Origin of the sequence: Ktedonosporobacter rubrisoli, from assembly GCF_004208415.1 — a bacterium.
GTDB lineage: Bacteria > Chloroflexota > Ktedonobacteria > Ktedonobacterales > Ktedonobacteraceae > Ktedonosporobacter > Ktedonosporobacter rubrisoli.
On record NZ_CP035758.1, the window covers coordinates 1,392,964 to 1,412,129 of the forward strand.

Annotated in this window: 17 protein-coding genes; 5 read left to right on the forward strand and 12 right to left on the reverse strand. The window is 53.3% G+C overall.

Going from position 1 to position 19,166, the window contains the following annotated elements; genetic code table 11:
- Positions 1-3 precede the first annotated feature (3 nt).
- The 4 genes from EPA93_RS06425 to EPA93_RS06440 form a co-directional block, all read right to left on the reverse strand.
- Complete coding sequence (locus tag EPA93_RS06425; RefSeq protein ID WP_129886255.1) at positions 4-327, reverse strand: hypothetical protein; 324 nt, start codon at positions 325-327, stop codon at positions 4-6.
- A 95-nt stretch (positions 328-422) separates the two neighbouring features.
- Positions 423-1,598 carry a cytochrome P450 gene (locus tag EPA93_RS06430; protein ID WP_129886256.1) on the reverse strand — a complete coding sequence of 392 codons (1,176 nt, stop codon included), beginning with the start codon at positions 1,596-1,598 and terminating at the stop codon, positions 423-425.
- Positions 1,599-1,791: 193 nt separating this feature from the next.
- Positions 1,792-2,652 carry a pentapeptide repeat-containing protein gene (locus EPA93_RS06435; protein WP_129886257.1) on the reverse strand — a complete coding sequence of 287 codons (861 nt, stop codon included), beginning with the start codon at positions 2,650-2,652 and terminating at the stop codon, positions 1,792-1,794.
- 15 nt (positions 2,653-2,667) lie between these two features.
- Positions 2,668-2,997, reverse strand: coding sequence for a PadR family transcriptional regulator (locus tag EPA93_RS06440; protein ID WP_129886258.1), 330 nt, complete (start codon positions 2,995-2,997; stop codon positions 2,668-2,670).
- 344 nt (positions 2,998-3,341) lie between these two features.
- On the opposite strand from EPA93_RS06440, the gene EPA93_RS06445 reads away from it, so the two are divergent.
- Entirely contained in the window at positions 3,342-4,832 is a 1,491-nt protein-coding gene (locus EPA93_RS06445; protein WP_129886259.1) for an MFS transporter, read from the forward strand.
- An 82-nt stretch (positions 4,833-4,914) separates the two neighbouring features.
- Here EPA93_RS06445 and EPA93_RS06450 read toward each other — a convergent pair whose 3' ends face one another.
- The 3 genes from EPA93_RS06450 to EPA93_RS06460 form a co-directional block, all read right to left on the reverse strand.
- On the reverse strand, positions 4,915-5,526 hold the full coding sequence (locus tag EPA93_RS06450) for a TetR/AcrR family transcriptional regulator (protein WP_129886260.1): 612 nt from the start codon (positions 5,524-5,526) through the stop codon (positions 4,915-4,917).
- A 911-nt stretch (positions 5,527-6,437) separates the two neighbouring features.
- Positions 6,438-7,091 carry a GNAT family N-acetyltransferase gene (locus tag EPA93_RS06455; RefSeq protein WP_129886261.1) on the reverse strand — a complete coding sequence of 218 codons (654 nt, stop codon included), beginning with the start codon at positions 7,089-7,091 and terminating at the stop codon, positions 6,438-6,440.
- 42 nt (positions 7,092-7,133) lie between these two features.
- Positions 7,134-8,396, reverse strand: coding sequence for an MFS transporter (locus EPA93_RS06460; protein WP_207229463.1), 1,263 nt, complete (start codon positions 8,394-8,396; stop codon positions 7,134-7,136).
- A gap of 144 nt (positions 8,397-8,540) precedes the next feature.
- Here EPA93_RS06460 and EPA93_RS06465 point away from each other — a divergent pair, with 144 nt between their 5' ends.
- Positions 8,541-9,188 (forward strand): CGNR zinc finger domain-containing protein, encoded by a 648-nt coding sequence (locus EPA93_RS06465; protein WP_129886262.1) that lies wholly within the window; start codon positions 8,541-8,543, stop codon positions 9,186-9,188.
- A 9-nt stretch (positions 9,189-9,197) separates the two neighbouring features.
- Positions 9,198-9,710, forward strand: a complete 513-nt coding sequence (locus EPA93_RS06470) for a GNAT family N-acetyltransferase (protein WP_129886263.1) — start codon at positions 9,198-9,200, stop codon at positions 9,708-9,710.
- A 116-nt stretch (positions 9,711-9,826) separates the two neighbouring features.
- Here EPA93_RS06470 and EPA93_RS06475 read toward each other — a convergent pair whose 3' ends face one another.
- On the reverse strand, positions 9,827-11,392 hold the full coding sequence (locus EPA93_RS06475) for an MFS transporter (protein WP_129886264.1): 1,566 nt from the start codon (positions 11,390-11,392) through the stop codon (positions 9,827-9,829).
- Between the two features lie 244 nt (positions 11,393-11,636).
- Between EPA93_RS06475 and EPA93_RS06480 the strand changes: the two genes are divergently transcribed.
- Positions 11,637-12,491, forward strand: a complete 855-nt coding sequence (locus EPA93_RS06480) for a helix-turn-helix transcriptional regulator (RefSeq protein ID WP_129886265.1) — start codon at positions 11,637-11,639, stop codon at positions 12,489-12,491.
- A gap of 48 nt (positions 12,492-12,539) precedes the next feature.
- Here the strand turns inward: EPA93_RS06480 and EPA93_RS06485 are convergent, their stop codons facing one another.
- The 4 genes from EPA93_RS06485 to EPA93_RS06500 all read right to left on the reverse strand — a co-directional run bounded on the left by EPA93_RS06485 (position 12,540) and on the right by EPA93_RS06500 (position 18,123).
- Complete coding sequence (locus EPA93_RS06485) at positions 12,540-13,793, reverse strand: peptidase C39 family protein (protein WP_129886266.1); 1,254 nt, start codon at positions 13,791-13,793, stop codon at positions 12,540-12,542.
- Positions 13,794-14,210: 417 nt separating this feature from the next.
- A complete protein-coding gene (locus tag EPA93_RS06490; RefSeq protein WP_129886267.1) occupies positions 14,211-15,188 on the reverse strand; it encodes an alpha/beta fold hydrolase in 978 nt (325 codons plus the stop codon).
- A 59-nt stretch (positions 15,189-15,247) separates the two neighbouring features.
- Positions 15,248-16,618 (reverse strand): MFS transporter, encoded by a 1,371-nt coding sequence (locus EPA93_RS06495; protein ID WP_129886268.1) that lies wholly within the window; start codon positions 16,616-16,618, stop codon positions 15,248-15,250.
- 254 nt (positions 16,619-16,872) lie between these two features.
- Entirely contained in the window at positions 16,873-18,123 is a 1,251-nt protein-coding gene (locus EPA93_RS06500; protein WP_129886269.1) for an RNA polymerase sigma factor, read from the reverse strand.
- Positions 18,124-18,550: 427 nt separating this feature from the next.
- On the opposite strand from EPA93_RS06500, the gene EPA93_RS06505 reads away from it, so the two are divergent.
- Complete coding sequence (locus EPA93_RS06505; RefSeq protein WP_129886270.1) at positions 18,551-19,012, forward strand: hypothetical protein; 462 nt, start codon at positions 18,551-18,553, stop codon at positions 19,010-19,012.
- Positions 19,013-19,166: the final 154 nt, after the last annotated feature.

The window sequence follows — 19,166 nt, forward strand, 5'->3', positions numbered from 1 at the left end:
GACTTACTTAATGTGGTCGATGGCAACAGTGGCCACGATAAAGGTAGCTAAACAGGCAGCACAGAAACTGATCCATCCTCCTATCCCACCGACAAGAACCAGGCAGACAACAGCGAACGCCAGCAAGCTTGCCAGAGAAATGGCGAGCCCGATGAGACGAAACACATTTTGTTGGGTATGCGTTTCCGGATACACTTTCGCTCGTAGTGTTTCTCTCATCATGTGTTCATAGGGGGCCTCATCACGTAGATGAGCGTAGGTTTCATCGCCTGCATATCTGCCGTAGGTCGAGCCTGTTTGTTCCTGTGTTTCCTCTTGTGACATCATCTTATCGTTTCTCCTGATTCAGCTTGCTAGAACACCACGCATTTCCCCTCTCAGAGCTCAGCGGAGAGGGGTTGCTCGCCAGAACGTATGTTATTTTACTTCTGCCAGGTCAGAGGCAGCTTCGCTATGCCAAAAACCGACAAATTGTTTATCGGGGACAGCGGCACATCGGGTACGCGCCAGGAACCGGGCAGACGGTCGAGCATCGTGTTGAGGGCAATCTTGGCCTCCAAACGGGCCAGGGGAGCGCCCAAACAGAAGTGGATGCCGCGCCCAAACCCCAGGTGCCGATTGGGCTCACGCTCGATGATGAACTGATCGGCATTGGGGAACTGGGCCTCATCCCGATTGGCCGAGGGAAGCCAGGCAAGGAGTGTCTGACCAGCTTCGATACGCTGATCGCTAAGCGTCGTCTCGCTCACGGGCCAGCGCAGCATGATTTTAACCGGCGAGTAGTAGCGCAGAGCCTCTTCAAGCGCACCTGGCACCAGCTCGCGTCTGGCACGCAGCTGTTCCACAGCTTCAGGATGCTCATCGAGGCAGAGGATGGTATTGCCAAGCAGATTGGTAGTGGTCTCGTTGCCTGCCAGCAGTAGCAGCACGCAGAACCCGACCAATTCCTCGCTAGAAAGGTGTTCCCCATCCACTTCCGCCTGCAGCAGCGCGCTCACAAGGTCGTCGTGGGGCTGGGCACGGCGCTGCTCAAGAAGCTTGTTGAAGTAGCTCACCATGCTGCCTGCTGCTTGCATACCCACCTGCTGAGCCTCAGGCGTTGCATTCCCATCCCCCGAGAGGAAGTCATCGCACCACTGCTTGAACTCCTCGCGCCGTTCGGTGGGGATACCTAACAACTCAGCAATGACCGTGACAGGCAGCGGACCGGCCAGATCTCTGATCACCTCCATCTCTCCCTTGGCGACTACCTTATCGAGCAAGTCATTGGTAATCTCCTGGATACGCGCCTCCATCCGGGCCACCATGCGCGGGGTGAAGGCTTGCGAAACCAGCTGGCGCAACTGATGATGGCGTGGCGGGTCCATGAACAGCATGCTAGAAATGATCGGGTTGGAATTGGGGTCCCCGGCTGGCGTGAAGCGGTTGCGATCTGACGAAAACGTCGCGTGCTCAGTGAGCACGCGGGCCACATCCTCGTAGCGGAAGATATGCCATCCCTGCATCTGCGGATCGAAGTACACGGGCTGGCTCTCACGCATCTGACGATACCAGTCATACGAGGCAGTAAGCTCTGCCCTCTTGGGATTTGTCTGCATAGTTCTACTTCTTTCTCTTTTTCGTATCTTCTACTTGATTGGTGATCAATGCTTAACCAACTAACGGATGTTCTGTCGGCCTTACGTCATCAGGACATACCACAAGTCTCGATCAAGAGCAGAAAGACGTTGAGCTGCTTACGATTTTTGAATATCTTGTACTTGAATAGCAATAGTTTGCACAATGAGCTTCTTAGATGACAGTTACCTTCGATACATCAGCACCCAGGCTCTGGAGCTCCTTATATGTGAGTTTATCCACTATCGCGCCGTCAAGGTGTAGGGATTCAATGGCACGCCTTAAGGACCAGATCCCCGTTTGACGGAAAGACACATTTTTGAGAGTTGCGCCATCAAACGAGACATCCTGCAGTGTCGGCAGGTCAAACGTGACGCCGATAAAAGTCTGCCCATCAAGGCGCTGGCCCCTCAGATCGGAAGAGTGGAAGTCCACGCCGATAAAGGAACAGTGTTCAAAGGTGGTTTGTCTCAGGTCAGTCTTAGTGAATTTGACATCAGTCAGCTTGACGTCGATGAATTTTGCGCCGCCCAGCCCCACCACATTAAACGTGGTGCGCACCAGGATGGCTTCGTTGAAGTTCGCATCAGTAAGTTCAAGGGTAGTGAAGTCGCAATCGGTCAGATTGGCGCCAGAGAAATTGGCTTCTCGTAAGTCACTGCTCCGAAACGAGCTCCCGGTTAAGTCTGCACGCGAAAAGTCAGAGCCACGCAACGTACTTCCCCGAAACTTGCCTTGATGAGCGACCACGCCCACAAAGTCGCTCTGTGGCAAATTGCTCCCTCCAAAGTTGATGACTACCTGCCGCTCCAGCGAGTGAGAGAGATTGGCAACTTCGCGGACGGTTTGCTCAATATCGCCGATGCTCTCAAGGGTCATAGCAAAGGCAGTCTGGTCATCCTTACCTTCGGCCTTGAGTTCTTGGAAGCGCTCCTGCAAATCGGAGAGCAAATCCGCCTTTAATTCGGCGACGCTTTTGCTCCCCTCGTAGGGAGCAAAAACGCCGTTGACATAGTTGTTCAATTTCTCGTTCATTGCAATGCCTTTCCTTTACAATAGATTGTCAAGCACGTGCTTGGCATACTTCCAATTGCGTTTGTTGCGCTCATACGTCTTTTTCCCTTTTTCGGTAATCCTGAAGTATTTGCGCCTTCCTCCTTGCGATTCATCGCCCCAATACCATTCGATGTCACCATCCAATTCAAGGCGCCTAACGCTTGAATACATCGTGGCTTCCTTTAATTCATATTCACCGCCTGAGCGCTCAGCAATCAGCTTGACAATTTCATAGCCGTAGCGGTCAGCTTCCGATAAGAGCCGTAAAATCATCGTATCGGTATGCCCGCGCAGCAGGTCGGAGGTCAGTTTGTTTTCACCCATAACACCACCTCATAGTCGAAGTATATGTCATAGTACTGTGACTGTCAAGGTAATATTTCAATTGTAATACTTTATTTGCCAAAATAGCTCTCTGTTCTTACTTTGACATACTTGCCATCTTGACATTTCAATTTTTTTTGAATTATAATTCCCTTGTTCCAATAAAAATTGGAACAAATAAGTAGTGAGATGATAACCCTGCCCGGATAAAGCCGCATAGAGATACTTGTAAATGCTAGAAAGGATGAGCGCTTGACAGGATATAGGAATCTTATTCCTCATCCTCCGCATGGCAGAGATTTAGGGGGGTCATCTCAAACCTTCAGGCATAGGAGAACTAACAGATGAGTAATCGTAATCAAGGACTCAGGCATTCAACCCGTAGTGGTTGGGCTCTGGCCTTGCTCGCCTGCTCGCAGGCCATCATATCCATAGACATCAGCATCGTATATATCGCCTTACCCTCCATTGGCAAGAGCCTGGGCTTCTCGGCTCATGATCTGCAATGGGTCGTCAACGCCTACGCCTTGATCTTTGGTGGCTTCTTGCTTCTGGGTGGGCGCATGGCTGATCTACTGGGACGCCGAAGAATGTTCACCATTGCTGCGGCGCTCTATGCCGTCTCTTCACTTGTAGGAGGCCTGTCTCCCACGCCAGAGCTGCTTATTATCGCGCGTGGCGTACAGGGTTTGGGAGGTGCATTGCTCTTTCCCGCCACCCTCTCAAACGTGAATACCGTCTTTGCCGAAGGAAGGGAGCGCAACCGTGCTCTCAGCATCTGGAGCGCCGCCGGAGGCAGCGGTCTATCAGTAGGAACTCTGCTGGGAGGAGTGTTAACTAGCGCCCTTGGCTGGCAATGGACCTTTTTTGTCAATGTACCCTTTGCGCTTCTCCTTGCTCTGGCCGCCCCCTTACTGTTGCCACGAGACACCAACAAGCCCATCTCGGCGCGCAGCTTTGATCTGCCCGGCGCCATTATCTCAACCGCCGCCTCGCTGCTGCTCGTCTATGGACTGACTGAGGGAACTGCCATCGGCTGGACCTCACCCACGACGTTGACTATCATTTTTGTCGCCTTGCTGCTCTTCGCCATCTTTATTCTGATCGAAGCGCGCACCAGGACGCCACTTATGCCGCTGCGCCTCTTGCGCAACCGCAGCCTTGTGGCCTCAATGCTCATGACTGCCATCTTTATGGGCACCTTTGGCGTACAGCCCTACCTGCTCACCATCTGGCTCCAGCAAGTCCATCATGCCTCAGCCCTGGAAGCAGGCCTGGTTTCGCTGCCCCTCTCGCTAGCCGTCATGATCGGAACCAACATCGGTGGGCGCCTCTCAACCAGGCTGGGTACACGCACCACCATAATCATTGGTATGGCGATTGGCATAGTGATGTTCATTCTGCTCGCTTTCCAACTGAACCCTGACGGCCCCTATCTCATCAACCTCCTGCCCTGCGGAATCATCGCTGGCCTGGGCCAGGGCATCACCTGGACCGCAATGTGGATAGCTGCCGCCAGTGGCATACCCGCTCAGGAGCAGGGCGTTGCTTCAGGCATGGCCAGCACTACCCAGCAAGTTGGCAGTGCTATTGGCCTGGCAGTATTTGAGGCCATCGCAAATGCCGGGGCGAAGGGACTTACAGGCAACACGATGCTTAGTGCGCTGAATCATGGCATACAGAATGCCTTCTTGATTGCCGCCGGTCCAATGCTGATCGGCATAGTGCTTGCCGCTATCCTCATGCACGCCCTTAAGCACAAGTCCGGGCAGCTGCAAGCGGCAGAGCCTGGTTCATCAGCTGAGGAGATCCTGGGCAAACAAGTTCTCCCATAACACGTTCGAAAGCGCAGAGCAAAGTAAGGCTAAGGACTGCCTCGCTCCGAAAGAAGGCCTCTGTTGCGCTAGAGGCCTTCTTTTAGGAACGCTGTTCCAATCCCTCAAGAAACAAGCGAGTTGCTAGTTCGATTTGCGCGGCCCACTGTTGGGTATCGCCCTGATAGACAAAAAACAGCAGCGCCAGCCCTTCGAACAAGGCAACAAGAGTGGTCGCCGCTGCTCGCGCGTCCACGGCGCGAAACTCTCCCTGTTCGATGCCGCGCGTGATCAAGCGGGCCAGCACATCACTATATTCATGGTAATACTGCTTGAGGAACTGACGAACTTCTTTGTTGCGACCGGCAATAGCATAAAACTCGAAGGCGATGGGCATCATCTTTGGCATCCATGCCATTGCCTGTAACAACTGATGGGTAAGTGCCATCACCTGCTCGGCAACGCTACCCTCCTGCTCAGTCTCAATAAGCGCCTGCAATCGTCCGGCTTCCTGCATAAAAATGTATTTGAGCAGCGCTGCAATAATGGCATCTTTACTCTTATAGTAGAGATATAGCGCTCCTTTTGATAGCCCGGCCTGTTCGGCAACATCATCCATGCGGGCAGAGCGAAAACCCAGCCGCGCAAACACCGCGAGGGCAGCCTCCATGATTTGCTTTTTGCGTTCTTCACTTACATCGGGACGAGGGGACATAGATACGCACCTCCATAACTGACCAGTCAGTTTTTATTGTAGTCCATATTCTACCTGCTGTCAATGACTGCACCCTTTCTGGCAAGCAAGCTGTCATATCTATGCCCAACGCATGCAGGAGATTCATGAAGATGGCCTCAAGTCACATTCCTGATGCGTGCAATCTTCTCTTCACTTTAAGCGGCTTTTATGCTACAATAGGAGTGTGACTTGTTAATTAGATGATTAGGAGGAACAAGTGCAAATTCAAGCTATTGATAGTTTTATCAAAAAATTGGGGCCGGTCAATGCGCTTGTCGAAAAGCTCTGTGAGCGCCTATTGCCTCAGGCAGTCGCATATGCCAGTGGGGGAGGCTGTAGGAATTACTTTTGTATGCCCGACTGGGGATGTGGTGTTCGAAGCGGAACTTCCCATGGATGGTATTGCTATGGGTACGACTGGAATGTCTACTTCCTTCATTGCGGCTGCTAAAGCGCGAGAAAATGCTCCGCAGCTCTTCAGAGAAATACACGGCTTATCTCTGAAGAGCCCGCACCTCAAGTTAACGGCTTAGCCCCAACCAGTATCCTCAGCCCGCTTTTTACCAAAGCTGTCTCTCATTGGATTACCTCCCTTCTTTGTATTTCTGCCTCAGCGCTTCGTTGCTACACTGACGCTATCACAAGTATAGCCCATATATTCGTATTTTTCAATAAATATATCGCAATGTAATAAGTTCTCACAATTCGTCACTATCAGTGTGCAACAATCATATGTTCTTACAATTCGTCACTATCAGTGTGCAACAGTTACTTATTATGAACTAAACTATGGTATAAGACTCTATTGCCTCATCATTGAACAGGCAAAGATAGCAGAGCACATAGAACCTATTTCCCTGCTATCTGCTTGCATGCTCTAAAATGCTGCCTCACATCCCTGGCAGAGTGTCTGATTGTAGAAGCCGCTGATAAAACTGGGAGAGGTGGGTTGAAGGCACATGGTAGCCAAGGCGCGCAAGAAAGGTGTTCGCCGGGTCCATACGTATATTCTCATCGGAGGTAAGATATTCCGCAAAGCCATACCGGGCGAAGAGCCGTTCGATCAGAGCGCGGTAGGCCATGGGCGTCAAGCCGAGTCCTTTGAAATCCCAATGCCAGCTTAAACCCATGCCGATGACGATCAAATCGTCAAAGCATTCCAGCTCAGAGACCATCTTGAGCAATTGTCTGACGATACCTTGTCTACGCCAATCCGCACTGACCTCAAGGGCAATCTCATAGAGATTGGGTATGCCCAGCCAGTGTGCAGTGGCGGGAAGCAGGCTAACCTGTCCAATAAGCACTTTCTGCTCGTTATAGGCCAGGGTGAGGATACTATCTGAGCGCTCAGCAATCGTTCTGAGGAGCTCATGCTCACGCTGCGGAAAGTGGGCGAAGGCATGCAGGCCGGCATCTGGCACAAGCTCAGAGACGAAAGAGGCGCTGCAAAAGGTTCGTAAGAACAGCGGTCCAGCCGGAACCTCATAGCTACGCTGGCATTTGACGGCCTGCTCATCATTAGGGCGAAAGAAAGTTTGTGACATAGATCAGCCTCCTTGCTAGAATTAGCATGAAATGTAACAGCCTCACTTCGGTTGGCTTGGATTGCCTATGAAGAACAAGCAAAGCGTTGCAATCAAGCAGGCCGCCGCGCTAACCAGAATAGGCACCATATAACTATGGCTGAGATCATAAACCAGGCCGGCGAGGCTGGGTCCCAGAAGCGTACCGATTCCAACGCCAGTAAACTGGACACCAATAATGCTACTAAAACGACGCCCATTAAAGTAAACCGCCGTCAACGCTGGCGCCAGAGCTGCAAAGCCTCCATAGAAGACGCCAAAGAGCAGAGCTAGCACGACCAGGGTCCAGGTATTGACTGCCAGCAACCACCAGAAAAACATCACCATCATGCCGAAGTACATCACCATGAGCGAATAGCGTAAACCCAGACGATCCGCTGCCTTGCCCAGGAGAAAGCGGCCTGCCGTGCTACCCACACCAATCAGCGCAATCAGCGTAGCGCCAAACGCCGCGGAAAGCCCATGATCGTGGGCATAGGCGGCCAAATGAGCGAATGGCGTGAAGGCTGCCAGGCCCGCCGCAAAGGTCGAGATATAGAGCAGCCAGAATGTGCGCGAACGTAAGGCTTGCCCTAATGTCGGCCCGTCCTGTTGAGCGTTCGTATCTCTTTCACTACTCAGGGAAGCGCCATCCGGCAGCAAGCCTCGCCGTTGCGGCGAATGCTCAAGCAGGAGCGCGGCAACCGGACCAAGCAGCAGAGTTATGATGCCCAGGATGATATAGGTAGTACGCCACCCGGTTGTACCGATAAGCCAGGTCGCCAGTGGCGGTATGATAAGGGTTCCAATGCCGATCCCCGCTGCCGCCATTCCCGCCGCAAAGCCCCGTTTTTGCACGAACCAACGCTGGACAGCAGCAATCGCCGGGGTATAGGAGAAGCCGACGCCAAGCCCAACACTCAAGCCATAGCTTACATACACCTGCCATAGGGCCTGAGCCTGGCTAGTGAGCAGCATGCCAAGCCCAATACAGAGCATTCCCCCAACCGCCAGCCAGCGCGGACCCAGGCGGTCGGCGAGCGGACCGCTTATGGCCCCAAGACAGAAATAGAGGAAACCACTCAAGGCGAAGACTAACGAGACATCGCCACGGGTCGCCGCAAACGCTTGCTGTAAGGGTGGCAGAAATGAGGAAAATGTATAGGCAACGCCAAATCCCAGCAGGGACACGACAAAGGTTCCTGCGACGACGAGCCAGCCAGGAAAAATTCGTGCGGGCGGGCGCGTAGCATCGATGTCTGAAGTAACATGCTTCAGCATTTTCATAAACTATTGAACTCTCCTTACTCATATTTCCTTGACAAGTCAAGGTAACGCTTTATAATATCTTTAGACTATTACAACTATATCAGATGAAATGTAATAGGTCAATAGCCCTATAAGCTATTACACACAGAAAGCGAGTAGGAGATGGCCATCATCTCAAAGCCCCAGCCTGGCTTCGAATTCATTGGCGGATCTGTATGCCTTGATTTTGTAAATACTGTCCACAGAATTAGCGGCAAGCTCTATTATGAAGGCTTGACGAGTTATAGCAATCTGCTCGCCTGGAGTCGCCTGGCTGGCTTGATCGCTGAGAGCGAAGCAGAGGCGCTACAACAGAAAGCCCGGCGTGACGAGGAGAAGGCAAAGCTTGTCCTGGAGCGTGCCTTACTGCTCAGAGAGGCAATCTATAGCCTTTTTATGGCCTTCATCAGCGAGAGCAGGCCGGCCACAGCAGATCTAGAGACACTCAACGCAGAATTGATGCAGGGAACAAGCGGAGCCAGGATCAACCTTACAGCAGACGGCTATCAGTGGGAATGGAGGCAAAATGAGGAAGGGAGCCTCGATCAGATCCTCGGGCCTCTTGCACGCTCGGCGGCGCTACTGCTCACCTCTGCTGAAGCCAAGCTGATACGCCAATGTGCCAACGCTAGATGCGAATGGCTGTTCATAGATGCAACAAAGAATCATAGTCGCCAGTATTGTAGAACAAATATCTGCGGGAACAAAGTACGGGTGCGCAGGCATCGCAGCCGCCAGCAGAGCGAAAGCCCTGGCAAAATGGAGGTATAGCAAGGAAATATGGCATTTTTAACCACTCCCGCTGTAGACTATCGAGATAGTTATCTCAAGGCTCTAAGCGAGTTTCAAGAGGAAGGTCGACAAAAGGAGATTGCTAGCGCAGAGCTAGCCAGCAATTTTACTAGCTTTGTCCAGCAGCTTCGTACGCAGGCTGATCGTAACAAGCTTGAGCCTGGACAGGTTCCTTGCTCTGAGTTCTGGTTAGTCGAGGGAAACGAATATCTTGGAAGGCTTCTACTGCGGCATGAATTGAACGAACGCCTGCGGCAAAAAGGTGGGCACATCGGCTACGCTATTCGCCCTTCGCGCAGAAAGCAGGGCTATGGAAAGCTCATTCTCAAACATGGGCTTGAGCAGGCAAAAATCTCCGGTTTGAAGCGCGTCCTGCTCACCAGCGACAAGAATAACCACAGCTCAAGAGCCATAATTGAGTCCAATGGAGGAATATTGGAGGATATCATAGTAGTCGAGGGATGGCCGAGCCCGGTGTGTCGTTACTGGATTTCCCTATAGAGATCAGGATAAAGAACAAACAATTCCGAATTTTGCGGAGGCTCAGCCCTGCTAACCCTGCTACTTTATTCCGCCAACCCCGAGCCTCCCGCAAAGAATATAAGCAACAGCCTTACTTAGCCTACCAGCGCCTCGCTCATCTGCTCAGGATCTGCCCCATGCGGGATAGCAAACACAGCAATTACCCCGCTTATAATGAGTGCAGCCCCAGCCACAATCAGGGCCATATGAATGCCGGTCAGCGCAGCCTGACCCGTTGATGAACCAAGAAGCGAGCCAAGCACAGCGATGCCAAAGACGCTCCCCGCCTGTCGGCTAGCATTGAGTACGCCTGAAGCGATTCCCGCTTGCTCACGCACCACTGAGCCAAGGTGGGCCGAAGTCAGAGCCGGCACGGCTAAGGACGAACCGAGCCCGATGGCCACAAAAAAGAGCACGATCAGCGGGTAGCTAGCACTCTCCCCAAAGGCCAGAAAGGCGAACACACCAAGCGCGCAAATCAGCATCCCCAGCGTTACAGGAATACGTGCCCCAACGCGCCCGGCGATACGCCCCGAAAGATTAGTTCCTACCACATTGATAAGCGTAAGTGGGAGCAAACGTAAGCCGGTCTGCCAGGCAGAATAGCCCTGCACTTGCTGAAAGAAAACGCTGAGCAGAAACAGAAGCCCATAGAAGCTAAAGTTGATCAGCAAACCAATCGCCGTGGCCGCCGAAAAGGTCGGGATGCGAAAGAGGACCAGGGGCAGCATCGGGCTCTGGCTGCGCTGTTCTGTCAGAATAAAAGCCAGCGCGGTCAGTACAAAGAGGACCAGAGCCAGAAGCACCAGAGGCGCGCCCCAGCTCAGAGATCCGCCTTCAATCAGCGCAAAAGTCAGCGCGGCCAGGGCAACGATCCCGGTAACCTGGCCAACGAGATCAAGCGAGCGCTTCTTCACCATGGCTGTCTCGGCTACAAAGAAGAGCGTAACCAGAACGCCAAGCAGCCCCACAGGAACATTGATGAAAAAGACGCTACGCCAGCCAATCCCCTCGACAAGAAAACCGCCCACCACGGGACCAGCGGCCGCCGCCACAGCCGCGATGCCCGCCCAGATCCCAATAGCATTGGCCCGCTCGCGAGCATTGGAAAAGGCATAGGTAATGAGCGCCAGAGAGGCCGGCAGGAGAAACGCCGCTCCCACCCCCTGCAAGACCCGAGCCACGATCAAAACTGGCAGCGATGGGGCCAGGGCACAGAGAGCCGAAGTGAGCGTAAAGATAAGCAGGCCAGATAGAAAGATACGTTTACTGCCAAGCCGATCACTCAGCGCCCCGGTCATTAACAAGAGGCTGGCAAAGGCTAGCGTGTAGCCATCCACGGTCCATTGCAGGCCGGTCATGCTAGCGCCCAACGTTTGCTGAAGCTGGGGAAGTGCGACGTTGACAATGGTTGTGTCCAACGTCACCATAAACATGCCGAAGCTGGCCGCCGCTAGCGTAAGCCAGCGTAATTTCGGTGCCGAGCCGCTGGCAGTAAGTGGCTGATCGGCTGAAGCAGCCATATTTTTCTCCTGTCCAGACTGTTGCGGCTCCAGCGAGACACGCTTATTTTCCTTACTCCCTGGCTCCCAGCCAGGTACAGAAACATTATCGAGAGCTAAATTCTTTATATTTGCTTGCTGATCGCTATGTTGATCCATCACACGTTTCTTTTCAAGGTAAAACTGTTTAACAAAAGCACCAGGAAGCTAACGAGCAGGAAGAGTAAGTCTATTATCGGGCGCCTCCTTGTAACACTCCATGCTCTTTTATGCTCCCCAGATCGACATAGAAGAGCATAACATTGATTTGACACTGGGACCAGAAGGCAGTCTATACTAGTAGTGACCACTACCAGGCAGCCAAAGAGCTGACTCTATGGAATGAGGAGAACATAGCAGGTATATGGATGATAAAGAGCGCCGGAGCGCCCTTGCCAACTTTTTGCGCAGGCGGCGCGCCCGCCTGAATCCGGCCGAAATAGGGCTACCGCTCTGGGGCCAGAGACGCACGCCAGGCTTACGCCGGGAGGAAGTGGCCATGCTCAGCGGCATCGGCGTCACCTGGTACACCTGGTTGGAGCAAGGGCGAGACGTGAAGGCCTCAGAAGATTTGTTGGAGCGCCTGAGCAAGGTATTGCGCTTGAATGAGGATGAGCGGCAAGTCCTGTTCATCCTGGCCGGCTATCCTGCCCCAAAAGATGCCCCCGAGCCATTAGAAGCTGTTTCGCCACAGCTTCAAGCCTTGCTTGAAGCGCTTGATCCTTGCCCTGCGCATATTCGCAATCAACGCTGGGATATTCTTGCCTGGAACAAAGCCGAGAGCTACCTGGTAACCGATTGGGGCTCCCTGCCTGTAAGCGAACGCAATGGCGCGCTAAACTACTTTAATAATGCTCGCATGCAACAGCAACTACCAGGGTGGGAGATCGGCGGGCGAGAGACCGTAGCCCATATCCGCATGGACTACGCACAGAGTCAAAATGATCAGGCCTTCAGCAGGCTTATACAACGCTTACACCAGAACGAAGACTTCGCACGCTGGTGGCCACAATACGAAGTACAGCCGGACAGCACAGGTCCACAAGAATTCTATCATCCACATATCGGAGAATTCCTGTTCGATCGGCTTATCGTTAAAATTGAACAACATCCAGTCCTGACCCTGCGCGCCCTCTTGCCAGTTGCCGGTACGAATGGCAAAGAGAAGCTCAACCAGCTATGGCAACATATGAACGATCAGGGAAACACCAACGCGTAGCTTCCCTGATCTCGCCCGACGCAGCTTGCCCTCTATTAAGAAGCTAGCTCAACCCAGAGTCGGCACAAGCCAGGATGTGGGATATATAATATAGACAGTCCCATGAGAGCTATGCAGCCACGCCGTCTCCAGCGCGTGACGGGGATAGGTTATGCGCACACCTGCATCATCCTCGGCCGCCGGATCGTTGACAATCACATCTCCATTGCCCGCAAAGCCGCGCACGACCATCAAATGGCCGGCCACAGCAGGAACAGGCGCACCTGGCAATTCTCCTTGCTGATAGGCCACACTTATAACGATGGGCACGCGCGCCTTAATCCAGGCCTCAAGCTGGCTCAAGGAATAGAAGCGGGACACAAAGGCCTTAAGGCCAAATTCAGCGGCATAGGCTGTATTAAAGGGCCAATTGCCGGTTCCCTCATAGGTATAATCGTAGGTATCGCGCGCGGCATCGGGCACGCTCTGATCGAGCGAGCTCTGGTGCAAAACCTGCGACCAGTAGGCCATCACCATACTCGTCGAAGTTGGACTACACCAGACCTCACCGCCGCCGCCATAGGACATACCACGATACTGAGAAAGCATCTGTGAGCGCTGCGGAACTGGGAGATCATGGTTCCACACACTACGATCGGGTGGAAATAGTGGCATGTCGGCACTATCGTGTGAAGCGATCACGGCCACGCGGTGCAGCTCCGGGGAAGCCGAGGGTTTCGTGGTAAAGAGGGTGATAGAGAGCTGATAGGCGCTGGCCGGGCTTCCATTCGTTACGAACGTATCAGTAGAGATCGAGCCGCTAGCATTGCTCTGCCCATCCACACTATGGCGACGAACTGTGCTCGTATCGCTGGCCCAGATCGGTAGCGCATACCAATGGCTCCATTGTTGGCCCTGCAATACCCGTACATGCGTCTCAAGCCAGGTGCCGGCAGGGGTTACAGCATTCCAGGAAGCGATAAGCGTCGTGATAGGCTGGCGCGTATGCTGAACAGGCGAGACAAGCGTGCCATAGTAAAATGCGCCGCCATTGTAGTAGTTACCCTGGTTATAGCTGCCTGCTGCAAACGGATCGTGGCCGGCGCATAGACCTGCAGCCGACGAAAAACTCGCAGCTCCACCATCGATAGGTTCGGCGGAGCAACTTAGCTGGGGCGCGTGTTGTGCCACAGGAGCCAGGCGGATCGCCACGCCCTCTTTCGCGGCTTCTATGGTCGCGCCAGTCAGGCTCCAGGCCTTAAACGCGCTGGCGGTTTCCTGCAACCAGAACTCGTTATATTGTTGATTTTGATCTTGCGGCATAAGTCCATAGCTCGGAGTGAGGGTTGTTAACAACCACAAACAAATAACTCCAGGGAGACAGAGAAAAAAACGCTTTACGTGGACGCAAAACCTATAAAGAAATAGCACCAGAAACAACCCTTTCAACCCCAGCGAAAAACATCCTTATACTGTCTATTATACCCCTAAACCAAAGCAAGAGAACGTATCTGGCAAGGAAATCTCGTCTTTTTGGCTACCTGACGGCAGCGCAGAAGAGGGAACTATTTGGGAGAAGTGGAAAGCCCTGCAAGCAAAGATAAGCAGCGGCAAGCAAGCGCAATCAGCTTAGTCATGAGCTTCACCATTACGCTTACCGCCGCTACGATGTAACAAGAGAGAATAAATGCAGCCCATACGCCGCTCAAGGGGATAGCAACTCAGCTAAAAGTGACAAAGCTAACGCCTGGCAAGCCGATCGAGGATATCGAAAACCGCTGCAACCACCACATCCGGGCGTTGCGTGTAGAAGAGATGGCCGGCATCCTGCAGCACGCGATGCTCGCCTTGCGGCACGGAATTGGCAAAGGCCGCATGAGCCGCAAGCTTGATCTGATTGGCGGCATGCTTCTCCTCATCGGAGCTACCGGGCGAGGGATCGATTTGCATCCCGGTCAGCACGATGATCGGGATAATAGGTAGTGCAGGTCCATTGGCGACGGCCTCCTGGAGACGTTTACCGAGTTGGATGTCGCGAAAAGGGACGAGGAGCTGATCGGGGGCCATGTGACGAGCGATGAGCGGGTCGCGCACCGATTGAGGCAGCTTCTCCCACTCAGCAAACAAGCTCGGATACCACGTACGCATGATCTCAGGGTTGCGCTGCACCTGTTCTTGCATCGTCAGCAGCACCGGATCATTCGCCGACTCTGGCGGTGGAAAGCTTTCGGTGGCGGGGTCGATGAGGACCAGGCCCACCACCTCACGCGGGAAGTGCTGGGTATATGCTCGCACCAGTACTCCACCCAGCGAGTGCCCAACCAATATATATGGACCTTCGACGCCAGCTTTACCCAGCGCGCTATGCAGGTCGGTCACGATCTCCTGTGCGCTACGGGAGCTGGGTGCCGGATCACTCCATCCGCTGCCCGCGCGATCGTAGAGCACACAGGTTGTGCGTCTGGCGCACAGTTCGAACGGGCTAAGATAATCAAGGCCAAACCCGCCGGCGCCCGCTTCAAACACTACTGCAGGCGTGCCAGTTCCAGCATGATGCAGCATAAGCCGGCGCCCCTCGCCAACATCGTACAACTTGCCCAGCGGTGGGACAGCGTTCCTCTTGGTGGTTTGCCCTTCGATTTCACGCGCTGGCTCATGCCCATGGCTGGCTTCAGTTTCACCATTGATTTTCGTAGATTCATCATGAGAAGATGACATCAATACTTATTTCCTTTCTTCTATCTTTCACATTCGCAATATCTAACGAGAGCACCTGGCTAGCTCTCCCTCAGTGATTTTTGGGTCATGGCAAGCAGCATCACCAAAGCTAACAGGAGTCCGCTGCAGGGAAAAAGGAGAGCCGGCCCAAACTGGTTGCTAAGTACGCCCATCAGAGCCGCCGAAACTGGATACATGCCAAATGATCCGAAGGTTATCAAGCCCATCATGCGCCCGAGCAAATGTCGTGGCACGATCAGTTGGATCTTAGTAAAAAGTAGAACATTGGTAATACTATTGGTGAGGCCACCTATCAGCATGCAGACGGCTGCGCCCAGAACACCAGCAAAGGGCAGAAGGCCGAATGAGACGGCGACAAGCAAGCCGCTACCAAGCATGGTCAAGCCTTTGTACTTGAGTTTGCCCAACATGCCGGCGAAGATGCCACCAACGAGTGCGCCCGCGCTCGCCCCGGCCAAGATGATACCATAGTCGCTTGCGCTTCCGTGCATGGGGCCATGGACAAAGGCAGGCAGCGCTACCTCTATCAGCCCTCCTAAACAGAAACCTCCCGCCACAGCGATGAGCAGGACAACATGGATCAATTGAGAGGAGCGTAAAAAGCTCAAGAAGCTGACGGGCGCCTCTTGCGCTTGAGCCTCATCAGGCGAAGCGGCACTCGCTGCTCCCGCCTCGCGTTTGTTGCCCGGAGCACTACTTTTCATGCGCATCAAAGCTAGCGATACTGCCGAAATGACGAAGGTCGCAGCATCGATAAGCAGGCCAACGCCAGCTGTGAAGATGGCTACAATCACACCCGCCACAGCCGAACCTAGCAGATTCGCACCTTGCATTGATGACATGTTGAGCGCATTTCCGCCCTGCAAATCATCATCATTAAGAATATCTGGTAGAATGGACATAGAGGCAGGCATAAACGCTCCCCCTAACGCTCCCAGCGGCACGGCAATCGCGCAGAGCTGCCAGAGGGTGGGATGTCCCTGCAGGGCCAGCAAGGCCAGCAATCCTACCAGCACTGCGCGCACAATATCGGCAATTAGCATAACCCGGCGCGGGCGCAGGCGATCCGCGAGCCAACCGCCCATAAGCATACAGCCCATGCGCGGAATGCCATAGGCAGCCAGGACAATGCCCAGTTCCTGCGCGCTGCCTCCATTGTTCAGGATCAACCACGGCAAGGCCACTGTATAGAGCGCATTGCCAATTACTGAGATGGTCTGCCCACCAAAGAGCAAGCTGAAATTGAGCACCTTGAAGGGGCGCAATAATCCTCCTACCGCTTGTTTGGCCGTGCTTGGTTTTGTGGCAGCACTTTTCACGCCTGTTTCGCTCGCCGCTACCGGCGTTTCTGGCGCCTGCGCCTCGCCAGCGGCCGGAGTAAATTCATCTGGACTGAAAGAAGATGACATGGAATTCATAGCTCCTGCTTAACTGCTCTTATTCCTGGAAAACCCCATATGAATTGGCCTTATAAGGCCTCAGCAATGGAAGCCCGGCCAGCTCTCAGCTTGTCATCCTTTTCTGCTAGACTCGGCTTCCAAAGCTCCTCAGCCTTTTTCTATGAGGTGCGATTTTCTGCTGTCTTATCGCTGTTTTTGGGGCTGACCTTACACACTTTTTCGCTATTGCAGCATTTTCCCCTATGCTGCTGAGAGCTGCAGCATTATTGACAGAAGGTGGCCAGCACATGCAGTGTCCGGGGGTGTAATAGAACGGTGAGCATTTCAGCATTGGCGAGGTCGCGCAGGCCAAAGCTGATTGCAGATGACCCCTTATAGGTCGTAAAGGTGGCAGGTTCGTACAGAACGCGCGGGCGCAACAGAAAATCGCGAACTGTAGGATTCAGCGATGCCAGATAGTACGCTTCACAGAAGTCTGAGCCACAGACTGGGCAATCCACGCGCGCATACACGCCAAGAGGTAGGGCATCATAGTAGCGGTAAGGTGGTGTAAGCTCACGGCGATCAATAATGCTAACCTGGACCTGGGAGTGGCAGGTCGGACATTGTTGCTGGCTCAAGCAGGCCTGATAATACTCTGCCCCAACTTGCACCAGACGTTTCATGGCTGGACGAAAAGAGCGAATCGGACCCAGGCCCCCTGGATAGTGTCCCGTATTGGTGTAATCCATCTGATAGCGTTGAGAACACTCAGGGCAGCGCAGGCGCATAACGGCTCCGCCTGGCTCTTGTGCGATAATCCCACGCAGGCGTCGCTTGCCGCATATCAAGCACCATTGGCGCGTTTCCTGCCAGCCCATAGCCTCATCTAAGCTCAGGTTCAGCCCGGCTTCCTGGGCCTCACTGCGCAGCTCTCCATGCAAGATCTGATGCAGTTGGCGACGCGCGCGGTGCAACTTGAGTTCCAGCGCGCCAAGGCTCAGAGAAAGCCGCTCGGCTACTTCGCGCTGAGGCAGTTCGGCCAGATAGCACAGTTCGATCAACTCGCGGGTGCTCTCTGAAAGATGTCCTAAAGCGCGATCGAGCAGCACATGCATATCCTCGCGCTCAAGTTCCTCCGCTGGATCGATAGCCAGAGGATCAAACAGCTCTATGGCGGCTTCGTCCATAGCTTCAGGCAACTCACCCATCTGGGGCGTGGAAGACTTAGCATGGATGTGGCGTTTGCAGATGTTACGGCAAATGCCATCCAGCCAGGCCGAGACGCGTTCCGGCTGGAGCTTCTCCAGGTGTCGCCAGGCCTCAAGATAGGTCTCCTGGACCACATCTTCGGCCTCAGCTGATCCAACGCCTGACATTTGGGCCAGGCGCAGCAAACGCGGGCGGGCCGCCTCTACGCTCTCTACAAGCGTTTGCATAAGTTCTTTGCGGGAATATTCGGCGTGATAGATTGAGCTGCTCTGGCCTTGCCGATCAGGCGGTCTATCGAACGCTGTCGGGTTAAGTTTCTGCATTACGTTCTTCTCCTCTCTGCTCACCTATCACGTTTTTGCACGCTTTCCTTACGCCAATTTTCCAGGCTAGCCACCATCTTTCTTTACGCAAACATGGTACTGCTTGAGATACACCTCTTCTTAATCTGGAGTTTTGAAGAAGCCTTTGGCTGACATACTCATCTGGATACCCAGACTCAGCAAGTGCGTAGGATACGCATAGCTCGCATAGTGCACATCACGATCAGAGTGAGGTATGAACCCATGCTATTGACATCTCACAACATTATATGTTATAAACTCGTCTAAGGTAATATCTTCTATGAAGAGCCAATGATCTTGGAGCTGTCCATCACGTACCGTTTTCCCACTTTGGTCTCTGTGTCCCTTTCTCCCTATGAAGCTGCTCTGGCGATTCCGCATTGGAACCTTGTGGAGGGATAAAGCCATGCCAATGTCTCAAGAAGCTATGGACGGTCTACGAGCCGCAATCGAGTATAATCCTGGCGCCGCTCGCTATTTTATGCACGCTTTGCGCTTCCTTCCTGAAGGGGTGCGCTATAAAGAGCAAGACCGCTATGGGCCACTGGCCTTGATGATCTCAGCTATTCCTCCAGCGTTACAGATTACCAGTTCGGTCAGTATTCCCGCGAAAAAGCCTGCACCTTTCCCCCAGGAAAAGTTGAAATACTGCGAGGCCTTTAATAGAGAATGGTTGCAGCGCCGCTTTACTAAACAAGAACTTGCTGATATCATTGAACAAATACTTAGCGAAATCAAGCTAAGTCCCGTTTTGAAGCAAATCGATGCTTCAACAACGCTGATACTGACTGCGGAAGGAACCTTTCTCTCTAACAATCTCTACGAACGCAATTTAAAGCAAAAAATCGATCCAGAGCAACAACCGTGAGTCAGCAGAACAAAAAAGTAAGTTCTTCCATGGTTTTCAAGCTGGCCCTTTATATGGAATATTATAACAACTCAGTGCATATTGTAATCATTCGCAACACGGCGCCTGTGCGCCGCCGGAGATGCAAGAGCCATCCGGTGGTGATCAGGATATA

Coding starts and splice junctions, on each gene's coding strand:
- EPA93_RS06425 (WP_129886255.1), bottom strand. CDS start 327: ATGATGTCACAAGAGGAAACACAGGAACAAACAGGCTCGACCTACGGC.
- EPA93_RS06500 (WP_129886269.1), bottom strand. CDS start 18,123: ATGCAGAAACTTAACCCGACAGCGTTCGATAGACCGCCTGATCGGCAA.
- EPA93_RS06470 (WP_129886263.1), top strand. CDS start 9,198: ATGGCATTTTTAACCACTCCCGCTGTAGACTATCGAGATAGTTATCTC.
- EPA93_RS06435 (WP_129886257.1), bottom strand. CDS start 2,652: ATGAACGAGAAATTGAACAACTATGTCAACGGCGTTTTTGCTCCCTAC.
- EPA93_RS06445 (WP_129886259.1), top strand. CDS start 3,342: ATGAGTAATCGTAATCAAGGACTCAGGCATTCAACCCGTAGTGGTTGG.
- EPA93_RS06480 (WP_129886265.1), top strand. CDS start 11,637: ATGGATGATAAAGAGCGCCGGAGCGCCCTTGCCAACTTTTTGCGCAGG.
- EPA93_RS06440 (WP_129886258.1), bottom strand. CDS start 2,997: ATGGGTGAAAACAAACTGACCTCCGACCTGCTGCGCGGGCATACCGAT.
- EPA93_RS06495 (WP_129886268.1), bottom strand. CDS start 16,618: ATGTCATCTTCTTTCAGTCCAGATGAATTTACTCCGGCCGCTGGCGAG.
- EPA93_RS06455 (WP_129886261.1), bottom strand. CDS start 7,091: ATGTCACAAACTTTCTTTCGCCCTAATGATGAGCAGGCCGTCAAATGC.
- EPA93_RS06490 (WP_129886267.1), bottom strand. CDS start 15,188: ATGTCATCTTCTCATGATGAATCTACGAAAATCAATGGTGAAACTGAA.
- EPA93_RS06475 (WP_129886264.1), bottom strand. CDS start 11,392: ATGGATCAACATAGCGATCAGCAAGCAAATATAAAGAATTTAGCTCTC.
- EPA93_RS06430 (WP_129886256.1), bottom strand. CDS start 1,598: ATGCAGACAAATCCCAAGAGGGCAGAGCTTACTGCCTCGTATGACTGG.
- EPA93_RS06450 (WP_129886260.1), bottom strand. CDS start 5,526: ATGTCCCCTCGTCCCGATGTAAGTGAAGAACGCAAAAAGCAAATCATG.
- EPA93_RS06505 (WP_129886270.1), top strand. CDS start 18,551: ATGCCAATGTCTCAAGAAGCTATGGACGGTCTACGAGCCGCAATCGAG.
- EPA93_RS06465 (WP_129886262.1), top strand. CDS start 8,541: ATGGCCATCATCTCAAAGCCCCAGCCTGGCTTCGAATTCATTGGCGGA.
- EPA93_RS06485 (WP_129886266.1), bottom strand. CDS start 13,793: ATGCCGCAAGATCAAAATCAACAATATAACGAGTTCTGGTTGCAGGAA.
- EPA93_RS06460 (WP_207229463.1), bottom strand. CDS start 8,396: ATGAAAATGCTGAAGCATGTTACTTCAGACATCGATGCTACGCGCCCG.